Annotated in this window: 10 protein-coding genes and 2 pseudogenes; 5 read left to right on the top strand and 7 right to left on the bottom strand. The window is 63.0% G+C overall.

Annotated elements, in window-relative coordinates; genetic code table 11:
* Positions 1-146: 146 nt before the first annotated feature.
* From CDO52_RS17110 to CDO52_RS17100, 3 genes are all read right to left on the bottom strand, one after another.
* A complete protein-coding gene (locus CDO52_RS17110) occupies positions 147-695 on the bottom strand; it encodes an isochorismatase family cysteine hydrolase (protein ID WP_017617941.1) in 549 nt (182 codons plus the stop codon).
* Between the two features lie 79 nt (positions 696-774).
* Complete coding sequence (locus CDO52_RS17105) at positions 775-957, bottom strand: DUF397 domain-containing protein (protein WP_017617940.1); 183 nt, start codon at positions 955-957, stop codon at positions 775-777.
* Positions 954-1,727 (bottom strand): helix-turn-helix domain-containing protein, encoded by a 774-nt coding sequence (locus CDO52_RS17100; RefSeq protein WP_017617939.1) that lies wholly within the window; start codon positions 1,725-1,727, stop codon positions 954-956. Before CDO52_RS17100 ends, CDO52_RS17105 begins: the two co-directional genes overlap by 4 nt.
* 285 nt (positions 1,728-2,012) lie before the next feature.
* Between CDO52_RS17100 and CDO52_RS17095 the strand changes: the two genes are divergently transcribed.
* The 3 genes and pseudogenes from CDO52_RS17095 to CDO52_RS27650 all read left to right on the top strand — a co-directional run bounded on the left by CDO52_RS17095 (position 2,013) and on the right by CDO52_RS27650 (position 5,787).
* Positions 2,013-2,609, top strand: coding sequence for an ATP-binding protein (locus CDO52_RS17095; RefSeq protein WP_017617938.1), 597 nt, complete (start codon positions 2,013-2,015; stop codon positions 2,607-2,609).
* Between the two features lie 212 nt (positions 2,610-2,821).
* Positions 2,822-3,214, top strand: a pseudogene (locus tag CDO52_RS17090) (hypothetical protein); the annotation flags it as partial.
* 11 nt (positions 3,215-3,225) lie between these two features.
* Positions 3,226-5,787, top strand: a complete 2,562-nt coding sequence (locus tag CDO52_RS27650) for a tetratricopeptide repeat protein (RefSeq protein WP_157745621.1) — start codon at positions 3,226-3,228, stop codon at positions 5,785-5,787.
* A gap of 338 nt (positions 5,788-6,125) precedes the next feature.
* Here the strand turns inward: CDO52_RS27650 and CDO52_RS17080 are convergent, their stop codons facing one another.
* On the bottom strand, positions 6,126-8,942 hold the full coding sequence (locus CDO52_RS17080; protein ID WP_026125653.1) for a BTAD domain-containing putative transcriptional regulator: 2,817 nt from the start codon (positions 8,940-8,942) through the stop codon (positions 6,126-6,128).
* Positions 8,943-9,053: 111 nt separating this feature from the next.
* Between CDO52_RS17080 and CDO52_RS17075 the strand changes: the two genes are divergently transcribed.
* Positions 9,054-10,622: an MFS transporter gene (locus tag CDO52_RS17075; RefSeq protein ID WP_017617933.1), complete on the top strand. Its 1,569-nt coding sequence runs from the start codon at positions 9,054-9,056 to the stop codon at positions 10,620-10,622.
* 453 nt (positions 10,623-11,075) lie between these two features.
* Positions 11,076-13,352, top strand: a complete 2,277-nt coding sequence (locus CDO52_RS17070) for a terpene synthase family protein (protein WP_017617932.1) — start codon at positions 11,076-11,078, stop codon at positions 13,350-13,352.
* Positions 13,353-13,540: 188 nt separating this feature from the next.
* Here the strand turns inward: CDO52_RS17070 and CDO52_RS29690 are convergent.
* The 3 genes and pseudogenes from CDO52_RS29690 to CDO52_RS17060 form a co-directional block, all read right to left on the bottom strand.
* Positions 13,541-14,441 (bottom strand): annotated as a pseudogene (locus tag CDO52_RS29690) (transposase).
* Positions 14,442-14,503: 62 nt separating this feature from the next.
* Positions 14,504-14,719 (bottom strand): hypothetical protein, encoded by a 216-nt coding sequence (locus CDO52_RS27645; RefSeq protein WP_152471555.1) that lies wholly within the window; start codon positions 14,717-14,719, stop codon positions 14,504-14,506.
* 146 nt (positions 14,720-14,865) lie between these two features.
* Positions 14,866-16,014 carry an iron-containing alcohol dehydrogenase gene (locus tag CDO52_RS17060; protein ID WP_083919775.1) on the bottom strand — a complete coding sequence of 383 codons (1,149 nt, stop codon included), beginning with the start codon at positions 16,012-16,014 and terminating at the stop codon, positions 14,866-14,868.
* Between the last annotated feature and the right edge of the window lie 2,224 nt (positions 16,015-18,238).

Here is an 18,238-nt window from a genome sequence, read left to right as displayed (position 1 = left end):
GGCAAGCTCTCTAGTGCTGGGCGGGAGAGTGCGAACATCCGAAAGAGACGAAATGTCCGGACAGACCAACATAATGCAACGCAAGGAGGGCTTGGTCGTGGGTCGACCAAGCCGAATAAAAAGAACAAAATGGGTAATTCGGAGATTTAGGCCTCTGTGGGCCTGAGGGAGAGGTCGGCCCGGGTGATCAGCTGCCGGGGTCCGATGTTCTTGCGGAGGAGCATGAGTCCGGCGCGGTGGAGGTCGGCGTGGTCGTGCGAAGCGCAGGCGTCGGTGATGACGTGTGGGGTCAGCCCGCGCTCGAACGCGCCGATGGCGCTCTGCATGACACAGGCTTCGGTGTCGATGCCGCAGAAGTAGAGGTTCTCCCAGCCGTGTTCTTTGACCAGGACTGAGCCCTCCTCGGTGAAGACGGAGTAGACGGTCTTGTTCAGCACCACGCCGGACTCGATGTAGGGGATCAGCTCGGGGATGATGTCGACCTCGGGCGAGGTCTGGCACTTGTGCCAGTCGAGAATGCGGGTGTAGGGGCTGCCCGGGTAGTTGAGGTAGCGAGTGAACAACACCGCGCCCCCGGCCGCCACCCAGTCGTGGACCAGTCCGACGACCTCGGGCACGACATGAGCGGATGCGGGTCGGATGAAGCCGTTCTGCATGTCGATGAGGACCAGAACGTCGCGCGTACTTGGTTCCACCGTCGCTCGCTTCCGCGCCGGGCCGACGGGGAGACTCCACGCGGGGTCTGGGGGCGGAGCCTCCGTTCCTGGTCGGCTGTTACAAGTGTCTGTCCTTCACCGAGGTGAGGAACGCTGTCCACTCTGCGCTGGGGAACGCAAGGTGTCCATGGTCGCGGTGCTGTGTGTCGCGCACGGCGGTCGTCTGGCCTTCAGAGACCTCAACGCATGCCCCGGTGCTGCCGCCGCTGTAGCTTGACTTGTGCCACTGGGATCTGATCATTGATAGTCCTCTCTGATCTTCTTGAGCATGCTCGCAGACTCGGACAGGGACAGTGCTTCCGCCTGGAGTGCGCCGAAGAGTGTCCGGCAGTGCCGGACTCGGAAACGGTTGGAATCGTCCACGACCTCTTCGCCTACAAGATGCTCCACCAGCGCTACCGGGCTCCGGTCGTGGAAGTCAAGGAGACGTAGAGGTCCGCTCATCCCAGGATGGAGGGGCTTCGGCTGGGTGATCACTTGAAACGAAATCCTCTCCTTGGAGATCAGGTCGAGTACTCGGTCCAACTGATCTCGCATCATCTGCGTGTCACCAACGACACGCGTGAGGGCGTATTCGTCAACGACGAACCACAGGAACACGTCGTCGCGCAGCTTGTCCCAGCGAGACATTCGCGCCTCGACATCCTGCTCGATGACTTCGGGGGGATCCCAGCGGCGCACGGTCCGCATGACGGTACGAGCATATGCGTCAGTTTGTAGCAGTCCAGGGATCAGGACCATCTGATATTCACGGATCTCCACCGCGTTGCGCTCCATGATCCCGATATTTCGCCACCAGTCGGGCACGTTCACGCTGTCGTTAATGTCGAGCCAGAGTCTGACTAGAGCCCCGCCTGTGGAGAGAGCTTTGTCCAGTAGTTCCGCGTGATTCCGTTTTGGGGCGCGTGTCGCATTCTCGATGGCGGACAGCATCGAGGCTGAGATGCCGGTCTTGCTGTGGATTTGGACCTGTGTAAGTCCGGCCTTGGAGCGGAGCTTCTTGACCTCCACGCCGAACCTCTCCCATGCAGGATTTACCTCAGGATTCATGCCACTTGCCTACACGATAGCTTCACAGATCGCCACGCCATCAACAGAAATGACTTTATATGTGGCTTCCATGGCAGGTCAGAGGGTGTGTGGGCATTGTGGTTAGCGCATGAAAAAAGCCTCGGCGGCCACCCAATTAGCCCCGAGGCGTGGCTCCCACCTGAGTAAGGCAGGCGAGAACATGCGAAATGCTAACACCGCTCCACACAGCAGTGAGCACGCGTCCTGGGGGAGGGGTGACCTGTGATGGCCACCGAATCCCCAGCACGCGCGGGCGACTTCGCGTCGGTCGAGTCCGATGCCCGGGCCCTGGGCTATGACCTCGACCGGCACCGCACCACCAACGGCTACCGCTACACACTCCGCAACTCCAGCAGCGGCCACCTCATCAGCTTCGACCACCTCACCGCCGTATCCGCGTTCCTCAACGACCCGCTTCTCCCTCGGCGCGGGCAGCCCCGTAGCAAGAGCTTCCCCTGCGTTCCCAAGTCGGTGCGGTTGGCACGGCAATGGGTCCGCGAGGCCGGGACCGGCATCGGCGGTCGGACGGGCTGGGCTGAGCTGGTCGTCAGCGAGCTGGTCACCAACGCGCTCCATCACACACGGTCCGGGGCCGGTGGCGACATCGACATCGCTCTGACCCGCCGTCCCGATTCTGTCCTGATCGAGGTCACCGACGAGGGTCCGCTGATCCCGGGAACGTTCCCCCGGGTGCGTGCTCCGCATAGCGACCAAACGCACGGCCGAGGCCTACTTCTCGTGGAAGCGTGCTCCCGGCGGTGGGGCGCCGTGCCCGGGGCCCAGAGGCAGAGCACCACCGTCTGGGCAGAAGTCGACAGGTAGGACCGCTACACCTCTCCTTCTCCGCACCACAGTTCGGAGTAAGGAGAGCGGGGAGGGGAAGAGGGTGCCTCCCGGCCCAGACCGCCTCGGGATGGAGCCGGGAGGCCCTCCTAATGTGCAGCCCAGCCCGGGACCCGGGGAGCGGTGTTAGCCGGTTCGGCCTAGCGATCCAGGAGGGGCAAAGCGATCGACAAGGGCGGTGATCTGGTCCGCGGTCGGCAGGCTGCCGATGGCGGGTGGAGGAGTCCTTCCAACAGGGCAAAGGCCTGGCCGGAGTGGACGAGCACCAGGCCAGGACGTGGACCTCCTGGCACCGGTGGAGCATGCTGGCCGTGATCGCCTACGCCTTCGTCGCTGTCTGCCGGGTCTGGGAGGGCCGCCACCGGCCGGTCCCGGAGGGGTCGATCGTGATGAGCTGCGACGCGAACGCCCATCTGCTACATGCCCTGTTTCCGTCCCGCTCCAGCGGCGAGTACGTCCTGGCTTGGTCGGTGTTCAGCCGCTCTCACCAGGCACATGCCCTGCGCTGCCATTACCGCAGACAGACGGCCGGTGAATCACGGCAAAACGAATCAACAACTGGAGTGTCGGGTTTGCAGCGGTAGCGTTCTCCTAAGTGATCGATGCCGAAGGACCATTCACTCCTATGGAAGACAGCCCTACCAACTCTCTCAGCAACCGTGTGACCACTGATGATCTCCGTGGTCAGGTTGTACAGGCCGACACGATCTATGGCGACATCACTGTCTCTCAGGGGCTCACACAGCCTCAGAAGTCCACCCATCCGGCTCTGAACGAGCCCCCGCTTCCTTCAGGGTTCTGGACCGAGAAGGAAGAGCCCAGTGCGCTCCATCGGTCACTAGGACTGGTTCGAGTTGCCGACGCCGATCCATTCATGCTGGGTGTACACCATGCTGTGCGCTGTTCCGAAGACAACGAACGCCGACTGCCGGCCTACGTCCCGAGAGATATCGACAGCCTAGGCGGAGGATTGCACGCAGCAATCCACGCCGCGAGCAAGAGTCACGGCCTCGTGCTCCTCCTCGGCGGCTCTTCCGTGGGGAAAACACGTTCGCTGTACGAGGCGGTCCAGCAACTGCTACCAGACTGGTGGCTGTTTCGCCCCGCGTCAGCCGAACGGATCCATGAACTGATCGGGCTCGAACCACGCCGACTCGTGTTGTGGTTGGACGAACTTCAGAATCATGTGGGCCGTGATGGTGGTCTCACCGCCACCGCTGTACGAGCTCTCCTTGCTCCACCCCACCAGGTGGTCGTGGTGGCCACACTCTGGCCGAACTACTACTCCGACTACACCACTCTGCCCTCATCCGGTGAAGGTGACGTCTACTCGGTGGAACGGGCTCTGCTGAAGCTCGCAACAGTGCTGCACGTGGGATCAGAGTTCTCGACCTCCGAACGGGAGCGTGCCCGCTCGGTGGCTGATACCGACTCCAGGCTGAGAGTGGCTTTGGATTCTGACGATTTCGGAGTCACCCAGGTTCTCGCGGCTGCGCCCGAACTCATGCTCCGTTGGAACAGCGCAAACGCCTACGCTCGTGGGGTCATCTCTGTTGCGGTCGAAGCGACCCTGGCGGGGGTGCGGAACGGCGTCCCGAAGGAACTGTTACGGATGGCAGCCCCTGGCTACTGCAATCGGAGCGAGAAGGCAATGGCGCCGAGTGACTGGTTTGAAAAGGCCCTATCTTACTCCTGTAAGGAGTTAGTAGGTGCCACAGCGCCACTCATTGGCTTCGGTGACGTCATGGGAGAACAGGAAAGCTTTCAGGTGGCTGACTATCTGGTCCAGCAACTCGGCCCCGAACTCCGTTCAGCATCTACCCCTGCTGCATTTTGGGGCGCCTGCGAAAGGCACCTCAAGGAAAGATCCGATGCCGCAAGAGTGGGCCGTTTTGCCATGGCCTGCCAGCGGCTGAGTGTGGCGCTTCCACTCCTCCAGCAGGCAGCGAAATCTGGTTCGCCGTCAGCGATGCACGAATTGGCGAACCTGTATGAGCGACTGGGCAGATACGATGAGGCAGAGGAAATCACCAATCGGCTGTCGGAGTCATCAGAGCCAGACGGACCTCTTTACCGGGTCATCCGCGCTGGCTTTGATTATGAGGAGATCTACAGCCTCGCGAAATCAGGAAACGAATACGCGATCAGCCAGTTCATCGAGGAGGGCGATCCAGTCCACGCCATCCTCCTCCTTTTGGAGGATATCACCCCCGAAGACACCGGATCCTGGTACAGGATAGCCGAACTACTGCATGATGAAGGAAAAAACGAACTGGCCATTGAGGTTCTCGAGGGGTACGTTGACCTGGACTTCGATCATGGATGGGCCGCGACGTTCCTCTGCGAGCTTCTCGAACAGGAAGGACAGGCGGAGCGACTCGATCAACTTGTCGAGCTTGGGTATTTCGCTGCCGCATTGAGTCGGGCCCAACTGCTCATCCGCGACGGCGAATCTACTGAGGCATTGGAGCTACTCAGGGAGTTCGCCGACCAGGGAAGCGGGGAGGTGGACTGGCTGCTCTCAGACTTCCTCGTCGAGAACGACATGGTGGACGAACTCATCATAAGAGCGGAGCGTGGAAATCTTGAGGCAATCGTCAAGTATGCCGAACTGCTCGAGCTGCTTGGTGAGAGCGAAAAGGCGATCCGCGCCTTGACTCCTCCTGCGGAGGATGGGGAGGTTCGCGCTGTCTCCCAGTTAGCGAAGCTCCTTGGCAAGCACGGGCACCTGAAGGAGCTTCGCCGGTGGGCCGATGCCGGAAGCTGGGCAGCGGGCAGCTACTTGAGCAAGGCCCTCATCGAGCGCGAAGAATTTGACGAAGCACTCCTTCTGGAAAGCACCGGAGCAATCCATGGATTCGAAACGGGGGAACTGGTCGCTGCCCTCAAGTCCCATGGGGAGACCGAAAAAGCGGTCCAACTTTTGATTGATAAGAGCAAAACCGAAGACGGTTATTGGCAACCTCGCCTTGCAGAACTACTCAGAGAACTTGGTCGAGAAGGAGATCTGTTCAGTCAAATAGACCAAGGGAATGTGTATGCCTTCAGAGAGCTCCTTCAGCTCCTCGAAGAGCAAGGACGTGACAGCGATGTCGAGCATTTGAGAATATTCGGCATGACAACGGATGGAAAAATCTCACCCAAGCCACCGATCTGACCCAGCACCACCTGAATCCCCCGCACTCAGTTGGTCGGCCAGTGTGCCCGGCTTCAGAGACTGTCCGGCCGTACGCTCCTGGAACAATCAGCAGCGGTCGGGGTTTTGCGGTGTTCATGGTCGCCCGCTCCTGGCGAGCTAGGAGGAGCGCGGCGAGCGGTTCAGGAGCCGATGTGGGCGGGTCACACAATCGGATGAAGACCTCCGCGAGGGCGTTGCGGGTGATGCCGTCGACCTGCAGGCAGACGATGCGGTTAGGTGAGCAGTCAGGCGATCCAGGACGGGGGGAGCCGCTCGGGGCGGCCGTCCGGGTCCCTGACCGCCAGGACTGTCCGGGCTCAGGCAGTGGAGTCCAGTTCGGCCAGTGCCGCTGCGGCTCTGGAGGAAGTGCCGAGTAGGTGTCCCCGCTCTACGGCACGGCGCAGGTGGAACTCCGCGGTGTCCCTGTCTCCGTTGTGCAATGCGTTATGCCCCAGCCATGTCGCGGCCTGTACCTCTCCCTGGGTGTAGGAGCGCTCCGACGCGACCTGCAGTGCCTGTTCATGAAGCAGTCTGGCCCTGTCGGCGTCGCCGTCGGCGAGGACAGCCCTGCCGAGCCAGGTGAGGGTCTCGACCACCTCGACCCACAACCCCAGTTCCTCGGCCACGTCCAGGCATTCGCCGAGGAGTTTGGCTACTCCCGCGTGGTCCCCGCCGACCTCGGCGATGCGCGCCAGCGACCGTTTCGCCCGGAGGAGGCCCCAGCGGTCCCCAAGGTCGTGGAAGAGCTTTGCGCTGGCCTCCGCATCGCTCATCGCGGCCGACGCGTCATGGCGGTCCAGGTAGTGGTCGGCGCGTTCCGCGAGCGCGATGGCCTGGCCCCAGGAGTCCCCGGACGAACGGGCATCAGCCAGGCCGCCTTCGACCAGGGCACGTCCCTCTCGGTGACGTCCGGCACGGTAAAGCGCGGTCCCCAGGAACCAGCGGAGCCGACACCGAAGCCTGGGATCACCGATGTCCACCGACGTTTTCCGCATCTCCATACCGGCCAACCAAGCCTCGGCCGCGGCCCTCGCGTGTGCCGTACCGCCCTGGAGATCAAGCGCCGCACGAAGCGACCGGCGCGCCTCCGTGAGACGACCGCGCAGCACCCAGTACCACGCCAAGGCGTTCACGAGACGCAGTGCGTCGGCGACGGCGGTGGCCTGCAGAGCGTTGTCCAGGGCACGACGCATGTTGACGGTCTCGGCATCGAGGAGTGCCAGGTACCGAGTCTGCTCCGGACCACGCAGCTTGCGATCGGCCTCTTCCGCCTGCTCGGCGTGGAAGCCGACGAACCTACGACGGAACCGCGCCAGCTCTTCGGCGTCCTCCAGACGCTCCGTGCAGTAGGCGGCAACTGACTCCAGGAGGCGGAATCGCTCTCCGTCACGGACGACCAGCGACCGGTCTACCAGCCGGGTCAGTACGCCTAGGACCGTTTCCGCCGGAATGCTCCCGGCGGAGCAGATGGCCTCGGCCGCCCGCAGCGTGCAGCCGTCCACGTTCACAGCCAGGCGCCGTAGCACCGCGCGCTCGGTCTCGCCGAGCAGCTCCCAGCTCCAGTCGATCATTGCCCGCAGCGTCTGCTGACGCGCCGGGCGGCCGCGAGCCGGCCCCGTCGGCAGAGCGAAGCGGTCCTCCAAGCGGTCCGCTATCTGTTCCGGGCTGAGAACGCGGAGCCGAGGGGCCACCAGTTCAATCGCCAAGGGCACACCGTCCAGTCGACGGCAGATCGCCGAGACCGCTGCCGCATTGTCGGTGGTGAGTGTGAACCCGGGAACGGAGGCCTGTGCTCGTTCCAGGAAAAGGTCCACTGCGGTGGACCGGACGGTGGTCCCAGGCTCGCTGTCGTGGTGGGCAGTGGGATCCGGCAGGGCCAACGGAGGCACGGGGACCACGGTCTCGCCAGGGATGCTGAGCGCCTCCTGGCTGGTGACCAACACGTGTGCCCTGGGAGCGGACGAGAGCAGGGCGGTGGCCACCTCGGCGACCGCTTCCACCACATGCTCGCAGTTGTCGAGGAGAAGCAGCACGCACTTCTCCGTCAATGCCGTGCAGAGCCAGGCCACGAGGTCGACCGCGTCGGAGTCGGCGGCCGTCTCACACAGGCCGAGCGCGGTGATGATCCGCTCGGCGACGTCCCCCGCGTCGGCACGGCGGTCCAAGCCGGAGAGCTCCACCAGCCACGCCCCGTCGGCGAAGGCATCGGCCATCGCACGGGCGGCCGATATCGCGAGCCGCGTCTTGCCGACACCCCCGGGGCCGGTGAGCGTCAGCAGTCGGACATCCGGAGCGGTGGACAGCAACTCATGCACCTCCTTCACCGCCATATCTCGGCCGATCAACGGGGTCGGCGGCGTGGGAAGGTTCGTGCGGCGAGGCGTCACGGTCGCCTCGACGGCAGCCAGCCGAGGTTCGTGCCGCAGGATCGCCTCGTGCAGCGTACAGAGTTCCGGCCCCGGGTCGGCTCCCAGCTCCTCGGCCAGTCGCCTCCGCAGCTCCTGGAAGCTGTCAAGAGCCTCTCCCCGACGCCCGGCTCGATACAGGGCCTCCATGTGAACGGCCCGCAGCCGCTCGCGCAAGGGGTGGCGCTGCACCAATCCGCCGAGATCAGTGGTGAGAGCGTGATTCTCGCCCAGTTCGAGGCGCGCCTCGGCCAGGCTTTCGACTGCGGCCAACCGGAGTTCTTCGAGGCGCGTGACCTCGGCCCGCGTGAACGCGCGATCGGCGACGTCGGCGTAGGCCGGTCCCCGCCACAGCTCCAAGGCGCCGCTCAGCAGCTCCGCCCTGGCTCGGGAGGTTCGGGCGTCTTGCGCCCGCTCGACCAGATCAGCGAACAATGAGGCGTCGAGGTCTTCGTCGTCAACCTTTAGGCGGTAGCCCGTGGGCTGGCTGACCACCTGGTCGCGCCCCAGCGTTCGTCGCAAGTGGGAGATCTTGGTCTGGAGCGTGTTGAGCGGTCCACCCGGGGGGTTCCCTTCCCAGATATCGTCAATCAGCCGGTCAGCCGAGACGGGCCCCTCACGGTGCACCAGGAGGATCGCCAGGAGGGCTCGCACCTTGGCTTCAGGGATTTTCACCTGGTGCCCTTGGGAGTCCCAGACGGCCAGGGGGCCGAGCACTCCGTAACGCATGGACGCAGCCTATCGTCGGCACCCTCAGCGATTCGTGCGTGAATCATGCCTAAATCGTGCGTGCGGCTCAGCACCGTGGAGGCGATTCCACCGAGAGAGAAGGAGCCCTCATTGAGCCGCACCACCGAACACCGAGCCGGCCTCGCGGAATGGGCCGGTCTTGCGGTTCTGGCGCTGCCCACCGTGCTGCTGGGGCTGGACGTCACCATCCTGCACCTGGCGTTGCCATCACTGGCGGTCGACCTGCGCCCGAGTAGTACTCAGGAACTGTGGATCGTTGACGCCTACGGATTCCTAATCGCGGGATTCCTTATCACTATGGGAACCCTGGGGGACCGCATCGGCCGCCGCCGGCTGCTGATGATCGGAGGCGTCGCGTTCGCTCTGGCCTCTCTTATGGCCGCCTACTCCACCAGTGCCGAGATGCTGATCGCCGCACGCGCGGCGTTGGGAGTGGCCGGTGCGACGCTCATGCCCTCAACGCTCGCCCTGATCAGCAATATGTTCGCCGATGCACGCCAGAGAGCGTTGGCGATCGGCCTGTGGGCGACGTTCTTCGCTTTCGGCATGGCCGCTGGGCCTCTGGTCGGAGGCATCCTGGTGGAGTACTTCTGGTGGGGAGCGTCGTTCCTACCCGCACTTCCGATGGTCGGGATCATGCTTCTGGCCGCCCCCCTCGTGCTTCCGGAGTACCGTGCCCCGCACAGTGGTCGGATCGACCTCTTCAGCGTCGCGCTCTCCCTGGCCGCCATCCTGCCGATCATCTATGGCATCAAGCAGTTCTCCAAGGACGGCCTCCAGCCGTACGTGGTCGGCGCCTTCGTGGCGGGGCTGGTCTTCGCGGTCGTCTTCGTCCGGCGTCAGCGGGTCCTCACCGATCCACTCCTGGACGTCGGCCTGTTCAGAAACCGGGCCTTCATCGTCGCGCTGGGCATGATGCTCGCCGGGCTCGTCGGCGTCGGCGGAACCATGTTCCTGGTCACCCAGTACCTGCAGCTCGTGGAATCCGTGCCGCCGTTGACCGCCGGGCTGCTCTACGGGCCACCTGCTCTAATGATGATGCTGTCCTCGATCGTGGCGCCGCTGGTCGCGCAGCGTATCCGTCCGGGGTACGTCGTGGCCTGCGTATTGGCGATCTCGTCGGGTGGCTACGTGCTCCTCGCCTTCGTCGAGAGCACCCACGGTGTCCCGATGGTGGTGATTGCCTTCTCGCTGGTCTACCTGGGGTTGGGGGTGATCGCGGCGCTGGGGACAGACCTTGTGGTCGGTGCGGCACCACCGGAGAAAGCCGGCTCCGCCTCGGCGATGTCGGAGACCGTCCAGGAGCTCGGCCTAGCCGCGGGGATCGCGCTCCTGGGAAGCCTGGCCACCGCCGTCTACCGCGTACAGATCAGCGAGGAGCTACCGACAGGCCTTCCCACGGATGTCGCCCACTCGTTCGGCGACAGCCTCTCCGGAGCCGTCTCGGTAGCGGACCGGATGCCCGCTGGTCCCCTGGAACAGGCGAGGGAGGCTTTCACCGCGGGTGTGAACATCGCGGGTGCCACCGGTGCGGCCGCGATCCTTGCGCTGGCGGTGCTGAGTGCCGTGACACTGCGGCACATCGGCACCATCGGCGGCGCCGAGGCCACAAGCGCCGACGAACGGGCGGGAGAACCGATCGGCGAACCCGCGAAATGAGGAGGGTCGCCCCCGCGTCCTCATGCGTACGGCCATCGTTGTGCTCAGGTGTTTCTCGGTCGATGCACACGATCACGCGGAGGCCATCGTGTTGCCCCGTGAAGGCTGGATTCTGTAGATGGTCGGCCCTATCGGCCAGCCACGGGGGTTGAACTACAAGCTGGGTACCCCCGAGGGGCAGCGCATGTCCATAAAGCCGAACGACCGATCAGCCGACGAACGATGGGGCTCATGGGCCGTGAGAGGCGGATATGGGACCGGTCGCCCCGGTATCGGGCGGCGTATTGGGCCGGGCTGTGGGCCGCCCGAAACGGGTGGAGAAATCGGGATGTTGTCCATGAAAGGGATGGGTTTCGGGGAGATTCGCGACGAGAGAGCCGATAATCCTAAAGTCACACCTACCCTTCTAGGCGCGCCAGCAGTTCTGGTCAGCTGACGAGAGAACAGGTGTATATGGACGCCTTCGTACTGCCCGACTTCTACCTCCCCTACCCGGCGCGCCTGAACCCGCATTTGGAACGCTCGCGCGCGCACACCATGCAATGGGCTCGCGATATCGGCATCCTCGACGCCCCGTCGCCCCAGGGCGGGACGGTGTGGGATGAGGAAGCGCTGGCCGCAATGGATTACGCGCTCATGTGCGCCTACATCCACCCCGACTGTGACGGCCCCATGCTGGACCTGATCACCGACTGGTACGTGTGGGTGTTCTTCTTCGACGACGACTTCCTCGCGCGCTTCAAGTACTCGCGCGACATGGAAGGCGCCCGGGCCTACCTGGCCCGGCTTGAGATGTTCATGACCGACGAGGGGGCCGAGGACCAGGCGCCCGAACCGGAGAACGCCGCCGAAGCCGCCCTGGACGACCTCTGGCGGCGCACGGTTCCGATGATGTCGGGTGATTGGCGCCAGCGCTTCAAGCGCAGCACCTACAACCTGATGATCGAGTCGATGTGGGAGCTGGACAACATCGACCGGGGCCGGATCGCCAATCCCGTCGAGTACATCCAGATGCGCCGCAGGGTGGGCGGCGCCCCCTGGTCGGCGAACCTGGTGGAGGTCGCCGCCGGGGCGGAACTGCCCGACTACCTGGTGAGTTCCCGGCCGGTGCGCGTTCTCACCGATACGTTCGCCGACGCCGTGCACCTGCGCAACGACCTCTTCTCCTACCAGCGCGAGGTGCGGGAGGAGGGGGAGAACTCCAACGCCGTGCTGGTGTTCGAGCGCTTCTTCGACTGGACCACCCAGGAGGCCGCCGACAAGGTCAACGACCTGCTCACCTCCCGCCTGGTCCAGTTCGAGAACACCGCGCTGAGCGAGGTGCCCCCGCTCCTGGCCGAAAGTGCCGCGTCCCCCGACGACGCGGCGCGGGTGGCCGCCTACGTCAAGGGCCTGCAGGACTGGCAGTCGGGCGGGCACGAATGGCACGCCCGGTCCAGCCGGTACATGAACGGGGACGCGGTCCGGCAGCCTGCCGTCCCCCTCGTCCCGGTCGGGCTCGGCACCGAGACGGCCCGGCTCCCGATGCTGTCGGTCGGCCCCGGCCTCGCCCGCCGTACACAGCAGCACACCCAACCGCTCTACGAGCCGGTCGGCCACCTGCCGCTCCCCGAGTTGCCGATTCCCTTTCCGGTCCGCGTCAGCGCGCACCTTCCGGCATCGCGCCACCACGGTAAAGAGTGGGCGCGGCGGATGGGCTTCTTCGAGTCCGTCCCTGGTGTGGACGTGGGCGCGGTATGGGACGAGGAGATCTACGACGCGGCCGACCTCGCCCACTGTGCGGCGAGGATCCACGCCGACGCCGAGCCCGACCAGCTCGACCTGTCGACCGACTGGCTGGGTTGGGGCACCTACGGTGATGACGTCTACCCGCGGGTGTTCGGGGCGGCGCGAGATGTGCAGGCCGCCAAGCTGTGCACCGAGCGCCTGGCCCAGTGCATGCCAGTGGACATGGTCCCGACCGTGGTGCCGTCCACACAGCTGGAACGTGGTCTGACCGATCTCTGGGAGCGGACCGCGACGCCCATGACGCTCGCCCAGAGGGAACGGCTGCGGGCAGCTGTCCTGAGCATGCTCACGGCGTGGGAATGGGAGGTGGAGAACCAGGCCGCGAACCGGATTCCCGATCCGGTGGACTACGTGGAGATGCGCCGTCGCACCTTCGGCGGGGATATGACCATGGCCCTGGCCCGGTTCGCCCACGACGATGTGGTCGATCCCGCTGTCTACCAGACCCGGGTCATCCACGAGCTGGAGACTGCTGCGCAGGACGTCGCGACGATGACCAACGACCTGCACTCCTACCAGAAGGAGATCCAGTTCGAGGGGGAGGTGCACAATCTGGTCTTGGTCGTCCAGAACTTCCTCGACGTGGACCGCTTTACCGCGCGCGACATAGTGATCGACCTGATGGGCTCGCGGGTCGACCAGTTCCAGCACATCGTCGACAACGATCTGCCCCGGCTGTACGAAGAGCTGGAGCTGGACGCCGCTGCCCGGGAGGCCCTCGACTGGCACGCCCACAACCTCACGGAATACATGGCGGGGATCTTTGAGTGGCACCGCGAGGTCGACCGGTACAAGGAGGACTACCTCCGGCGACAGCAGGAGGGGCCTGAAGGAGGGGTGAAGCCGGACGCGGCCGCCGGTCAGCTGCTCCAAGGGCCGACAGGCCTGGGAACGTCGGCGGCCCGCGTCGCCGAAGAGTTCGGTGCCCGCCTGGTTAGCTGACACCGGGGTTGAGGCGGGCCGTACAGGGTCCGGAACCGGGCAGAACGTTGCCTACGGCGCTGCACGCGTGTCCGGCTCCATTCCGAACTCGGGGGAGCCGGACACACCATCAGCGTCAGTGCGGGAGGACCGGCACTGGGGCCGGACCACGGCCTAGATCGTTGATGGGGGTTGTTGGTGTGTCCTGGTCAGTGGTCGTAGGCGATCAGTGACCGCTTGACCGGGGTACCGATGAGCCAGTTGTGCCAGATCGCGGCATTGAGCGCGCAGATCCGCTGGCAGGTGCGCGCCCACAGGCCCTCGGCGGTGCGGGCGTTGTGCCGTTCCAGGCCGAGCTGGTTCTTCAGCGTCCAAATGACCGCCTCGGTCCGTTGGCGCAGCCAGGAGGGAAACACCTGCACCGCTGGTTCGGGCTCGTCCGCGCGCACGGGGCGGATGAGCATGTGCCCCAAGTCGGCCATGCCCGCCTCGATCCCGGCCCCGGCGAACCCTGTGTCACACACGATCGGGCACGGCCCGGGCGCGATGGTTAGGACATGGGCCAGGTGCAGGGCCTGCTTGCGCTCGTCCAGCTCCTTGGGGTGGGCCAGCCTGAACGCGGTGAGGGCCCCCTCGGCGGTCGTGGCGATCAGGAGCTTGGCGCCCCGGTAGAAGGCGTGATGGGACTTGTCCATGCCATACCCGGCGATCTCGCCCAGGCCCGAGCGGTTGACCGTGGTCCGGGAGGCACCGCAGCGCACCGGTGTGCCGTCCATCAGCTGCAGCTTGTCCCACCACCCGGGCACCGCGGGGGCCAGCCACAATCGCCGTCGCCAGCAGCACCGGCGCCAGGGCACGGACGTGGCGGTTGTATTCCGACTGGCCGGGCAGGCGCGGGAAGAGGTGGCCGATCCTGCCGGGCGCCACGCGCAGCCACCTGCGCTCGTCGTCGCAGCGCAGCAGTATCTGGGCGATGGCCACGCAGAGGAGTTCGGCGTCGGTGAGCAGGCGCGGCGGCCCGGGTTTGGGCTTGTGTTGGTCCGAGGGCAGGACGTGGTCGTCCAGATGGACGTAGAGTGCGGTCAGAAGGGCGTCCAGGTTTGTTTTCACACACTGATCATGGGCGCCCTTCACTATGCCCGCAGGCGGTTCAGCAAACCCCCATCAACGATCTAGCGGGTCGCAGCATCGGCCAGAAGGATCAGCAGGACCGGGGCGATGGCGTGAAGCAGTACCCCACCCGCATCGACCTCCCAGCGCAGGTGTCCCTCCCGAGCGGTGGTGAACACCGAATCCCACACGTTGAGCACCGGCGTGGCCACCCCTGTGGAGGCCCGCAGCCACCAGGCCCGCCACCCCGGCCAATACCCACACTCCCGAATAAACACGCCATATCCGTATGGGCCCGCTCACCCGTCTCCTTCGCCCTAACGCCCCCATGAAGCCGACAGGACGCGCTGATGCGAAATCCGAGGTGAGGGATTAGAGACGTCAATGGGTGGGGCGTGGGTAGACCTTGACGCGCCGGACAAGCTCATAGAGCGGAGTTCAGCACCTTCGCAATACCTCCCGCCCCGAGCCTCCTGATTCCGGGAACCGCTCCCCACGAGGAGAAGGTCATCTCGGAAATTCGGGAGATAAGCGATTCGTTGATCTCCTCAAGGGGAATCTTCGACCCACGCGCCGAATCGAAGTAGCGCAAAACCATCTCCGTCATCTGAAACCCAGGTGGAGAAAAGTGATCCAGGGAATCCCATCTACCCAGTTTTCCCAGAGCCCCACCACAATCACGCATTTCCCGCAATACTCCTGAGAATGCGCGAGCCGTCAAGCCACCCTTTCCTACGTTGAGCACGGTGGACAATGTGTTTTGAATACACCACCATGGATGTATCGATGGGCGCCACCCCTTAGCCAAATAACCTTTCGAAGCTGCCATGCCAAGAATATATAGACGCCTCACCTGTCCTGCATCGAGAACCGTTCCATTAACCCTCATGTCGCCAAGTTCAATCAATTCAGCGAGAACGCTGATCGCAGCTTTGTCCGTTAACTCGTCACTGACATCGGTCACTAAATATGGACCGAGGAGCCGGAACACGATCTCGCTTAGAGACGCGTCTACGAATTCTCTTCCCAGCGTTGCTGAGAATCCCTCATCTATAACGACGTGATCAGGAACGAGAGACTCTCCAGAAACCAGCTGGCGCGGGACACCATGGGCCACAGAAATCGCTGCAATCGGGGAAACCTCCGATGCAGTGCCAGGTGTCGTCGGTATCGCAATGAGGGGACGTTGACGCCGAAGCGACGATGTTACGAACGGAAGGTGGCCGCTATGGGATCGCCAAACAGTTCGGTCAAGTAGCCAGGGCTCGCTTTCAGCAGCCCTGCCGAGCTTCACCGCATCGATTACTGATCCGCCGCCAACGGCAATTATGATCCTTGGCGAGAAACGCCGTAGGTGACCATTGACCTCAATTACAGAATCAAGGGTGGCCAAGCTGTCTGGCCGAATTACGCACATATTCACGCGGGGGACCCTATTTCGCACCGCAGCCAGATGGGCATCGAAGCGACGTACGTGATCTCCAATAAATCCGTCAGTAACGATTAGAGCGGATTGCGGGTCTCTGCATGCGAGGATAGAGTCAAGCGCCTCTAGTCGGGGGCCTGGAATCATTTAATTATGATGCCACCTGGAATTATATGGCTCAATGGGTTCAAACATTTGTGTCCCCATATCAGTCACGCTCCCCCTTGGGCAAGCGGGCATTCTTCTCGAGCGTGATCCTTCTGACTATGGTAACCACCAAGACGAGTGGAGCACCCAAAAGTATGATCCACCACCAGAAGTAGATGTTCATTCCTTCTTCTATGAACCTTGCTGTCGCTACTCCTATCATCAATACCATTGATAGCGATACCGCAATATCGCTCACGTTACGCTGAACCGACGCCATATGCGCCCTCCCCATCAATATGACCCCACTCCATCCTTCCAGAAAAACCCTGCCCACGATTGGATGCAATACCCTCGGATAGGGCTTTTCCTAGGATACTTTGATCAAGTCTGTCCCATGCAGTAGGTGCAGATATTGCTGTGACCATTACAGCACGAGTCTGCCAAAGTCGTACACGACAGGATTGCGCAGGACAGGCACGCTACCCAGCCACCGCATGCCGTGCAGGCGGCACATCCACCCAGGTTCGCTATACACGACCACGTGTAGCTCGTATTACATTGAGACGCAATACGCCCCTTCTTTGAGGAGCCGGGTCCCTCCCCTCCGCAGCCTCCACATGGGTCCTGAGCGAGGGTAGAAAGATCACTTTCTGGAACTGGCGTGGGAATGTGGCCGTTCACGCTGAGTGATACCGGCTTCAATTCTGGTTCATCGTTCTCGTCCATTTCCACGTGCATCCTACGAACTCTGCTGGCCATGTCGTCCATTGGGGAGCTGAATTCCTGAGAGTGGACAAACAGCTTCTGCTCATGCTGATAGAGGACGATCGCAGTCTCTGTCTGACCGCCAGGATGCTGAATGAGTTTCCCAAATACCTCGATCTCTCCCGAAGAGGGGGGCACATTTCCCGTTTCTGCTGTTCCCGCCTTAAGCATGGCGGGAACAGCTTCCCGAGCATCCCCCACCCGAGAGTTCCCCATGGAAAGAAGAGCAGGGTCGACAACATTTTCCATGTCTTCACTTCGGAGGTGCTTGAGGGCTGCATCGATCAGCTCTCTCCCATGCAGGTCACTGATCTGCTCCGGCCGAACATCGCCGCTCATACCGTTGACGGATTGAGCAGACGCAGTTGCCCCCTTTGATAGGAGTCCCACACCTATAATCGCACCGAACCCGACCTTAAAGAATCCGCTTCTACTAATTTTTCCTAAGGTGCTACGGCTCGGTTGTCCGTCCAAAGCGCGGCTTCCCAGTACTCCAAGAACATCCCATGTCTTCTTGGGCCCCAGGACACGCGATAGCACAGAGGCAATCCTCCACCCGGTCCATGCCTCCACACCCTTCTCTCCCAACCGTACAAGGGTTGGAGCCCATGGGGCGTCTTCACCGAGGGCTTCTCTCCGCCATTCTTGCATTCTCACAGAACGAAGAGGGACGATTTCTATTTCTTCTCCTACCACCTGAACAAGCTGTCCAGCAATCGTGCTACAGCTCAGGCAGTCGGCATCGTATCCGAGTTTAATTTTCATATTTCCTCCCTAGGCCCCTCACTAGGATGCAATTTCCAAAGACATCCTATAAATAAGGCGTAGTCGTCCGATTACGGGCAGCCCTGACTCTACTCTCGCCTTCAACGTCGAATCAACCTGAAGCAGCTCCCGTAGGTCATGCAACGCAGCTGCTCCGTGCCTTTGGAAACACAGGGTGAGCACTCCGTTCAAGTGCACACACCACTCTCGATGGACAGACGACCTGCACTCACACACCTGATGCCAGCTGCAGAGTTTAGAATCCCATGAGCCGGAAAGAATGCTTCCTCTTTTTCGCGCTGGGTTGCACATCCTGAAACAGATGAGTGTTTCGAACGAGCCATCCTCTCAGCTTTGTCCGCGGTCAATTACAAGGGGTCACGATCGCGATGTCCGGATGCGTCAGCTGTCCGTCCGTGGCAACATCCGTCCTCTCGGGAGTCCACTGAGCTCCGTCTTCTCCTCTTTGTGCGGGGGCGCGTAGTGCGGACGCCCGTTCCAGGCATAGCTGGCTTCTGCCGTGCCTGGCGGATCGTGGTTCCGTCTGTGGCCGTGGTGGTATGTCGTTGCGGCGAAGGACCGAGGCCGTTGCCGAGGGCGAGGACGGCCGTGATGCGAGGCTTCCCCGCCCCTGGATGAGCTATGGAGAACCGGGACACGAATCGGCTGACCTGTGCTGCGAAGGCGGCTG

The sequence above is a fragment of the Nocardiopsis gilva YIM 90087 genome, assembly GCF_002263495.1.
Taxonomy (GTDB): Bacteria; Actinomycetota; Actinomycetes; order Streptosporangiales; family Streptosporangiaceae; genus Nocardiopsis_C; species Nocardiopsis_C gilva.
The sequence above is the reverse complement of the archived record's forward strand: the minus strand, read 5'-3'. Positions and strand labels throughout refer to the sequence as shown.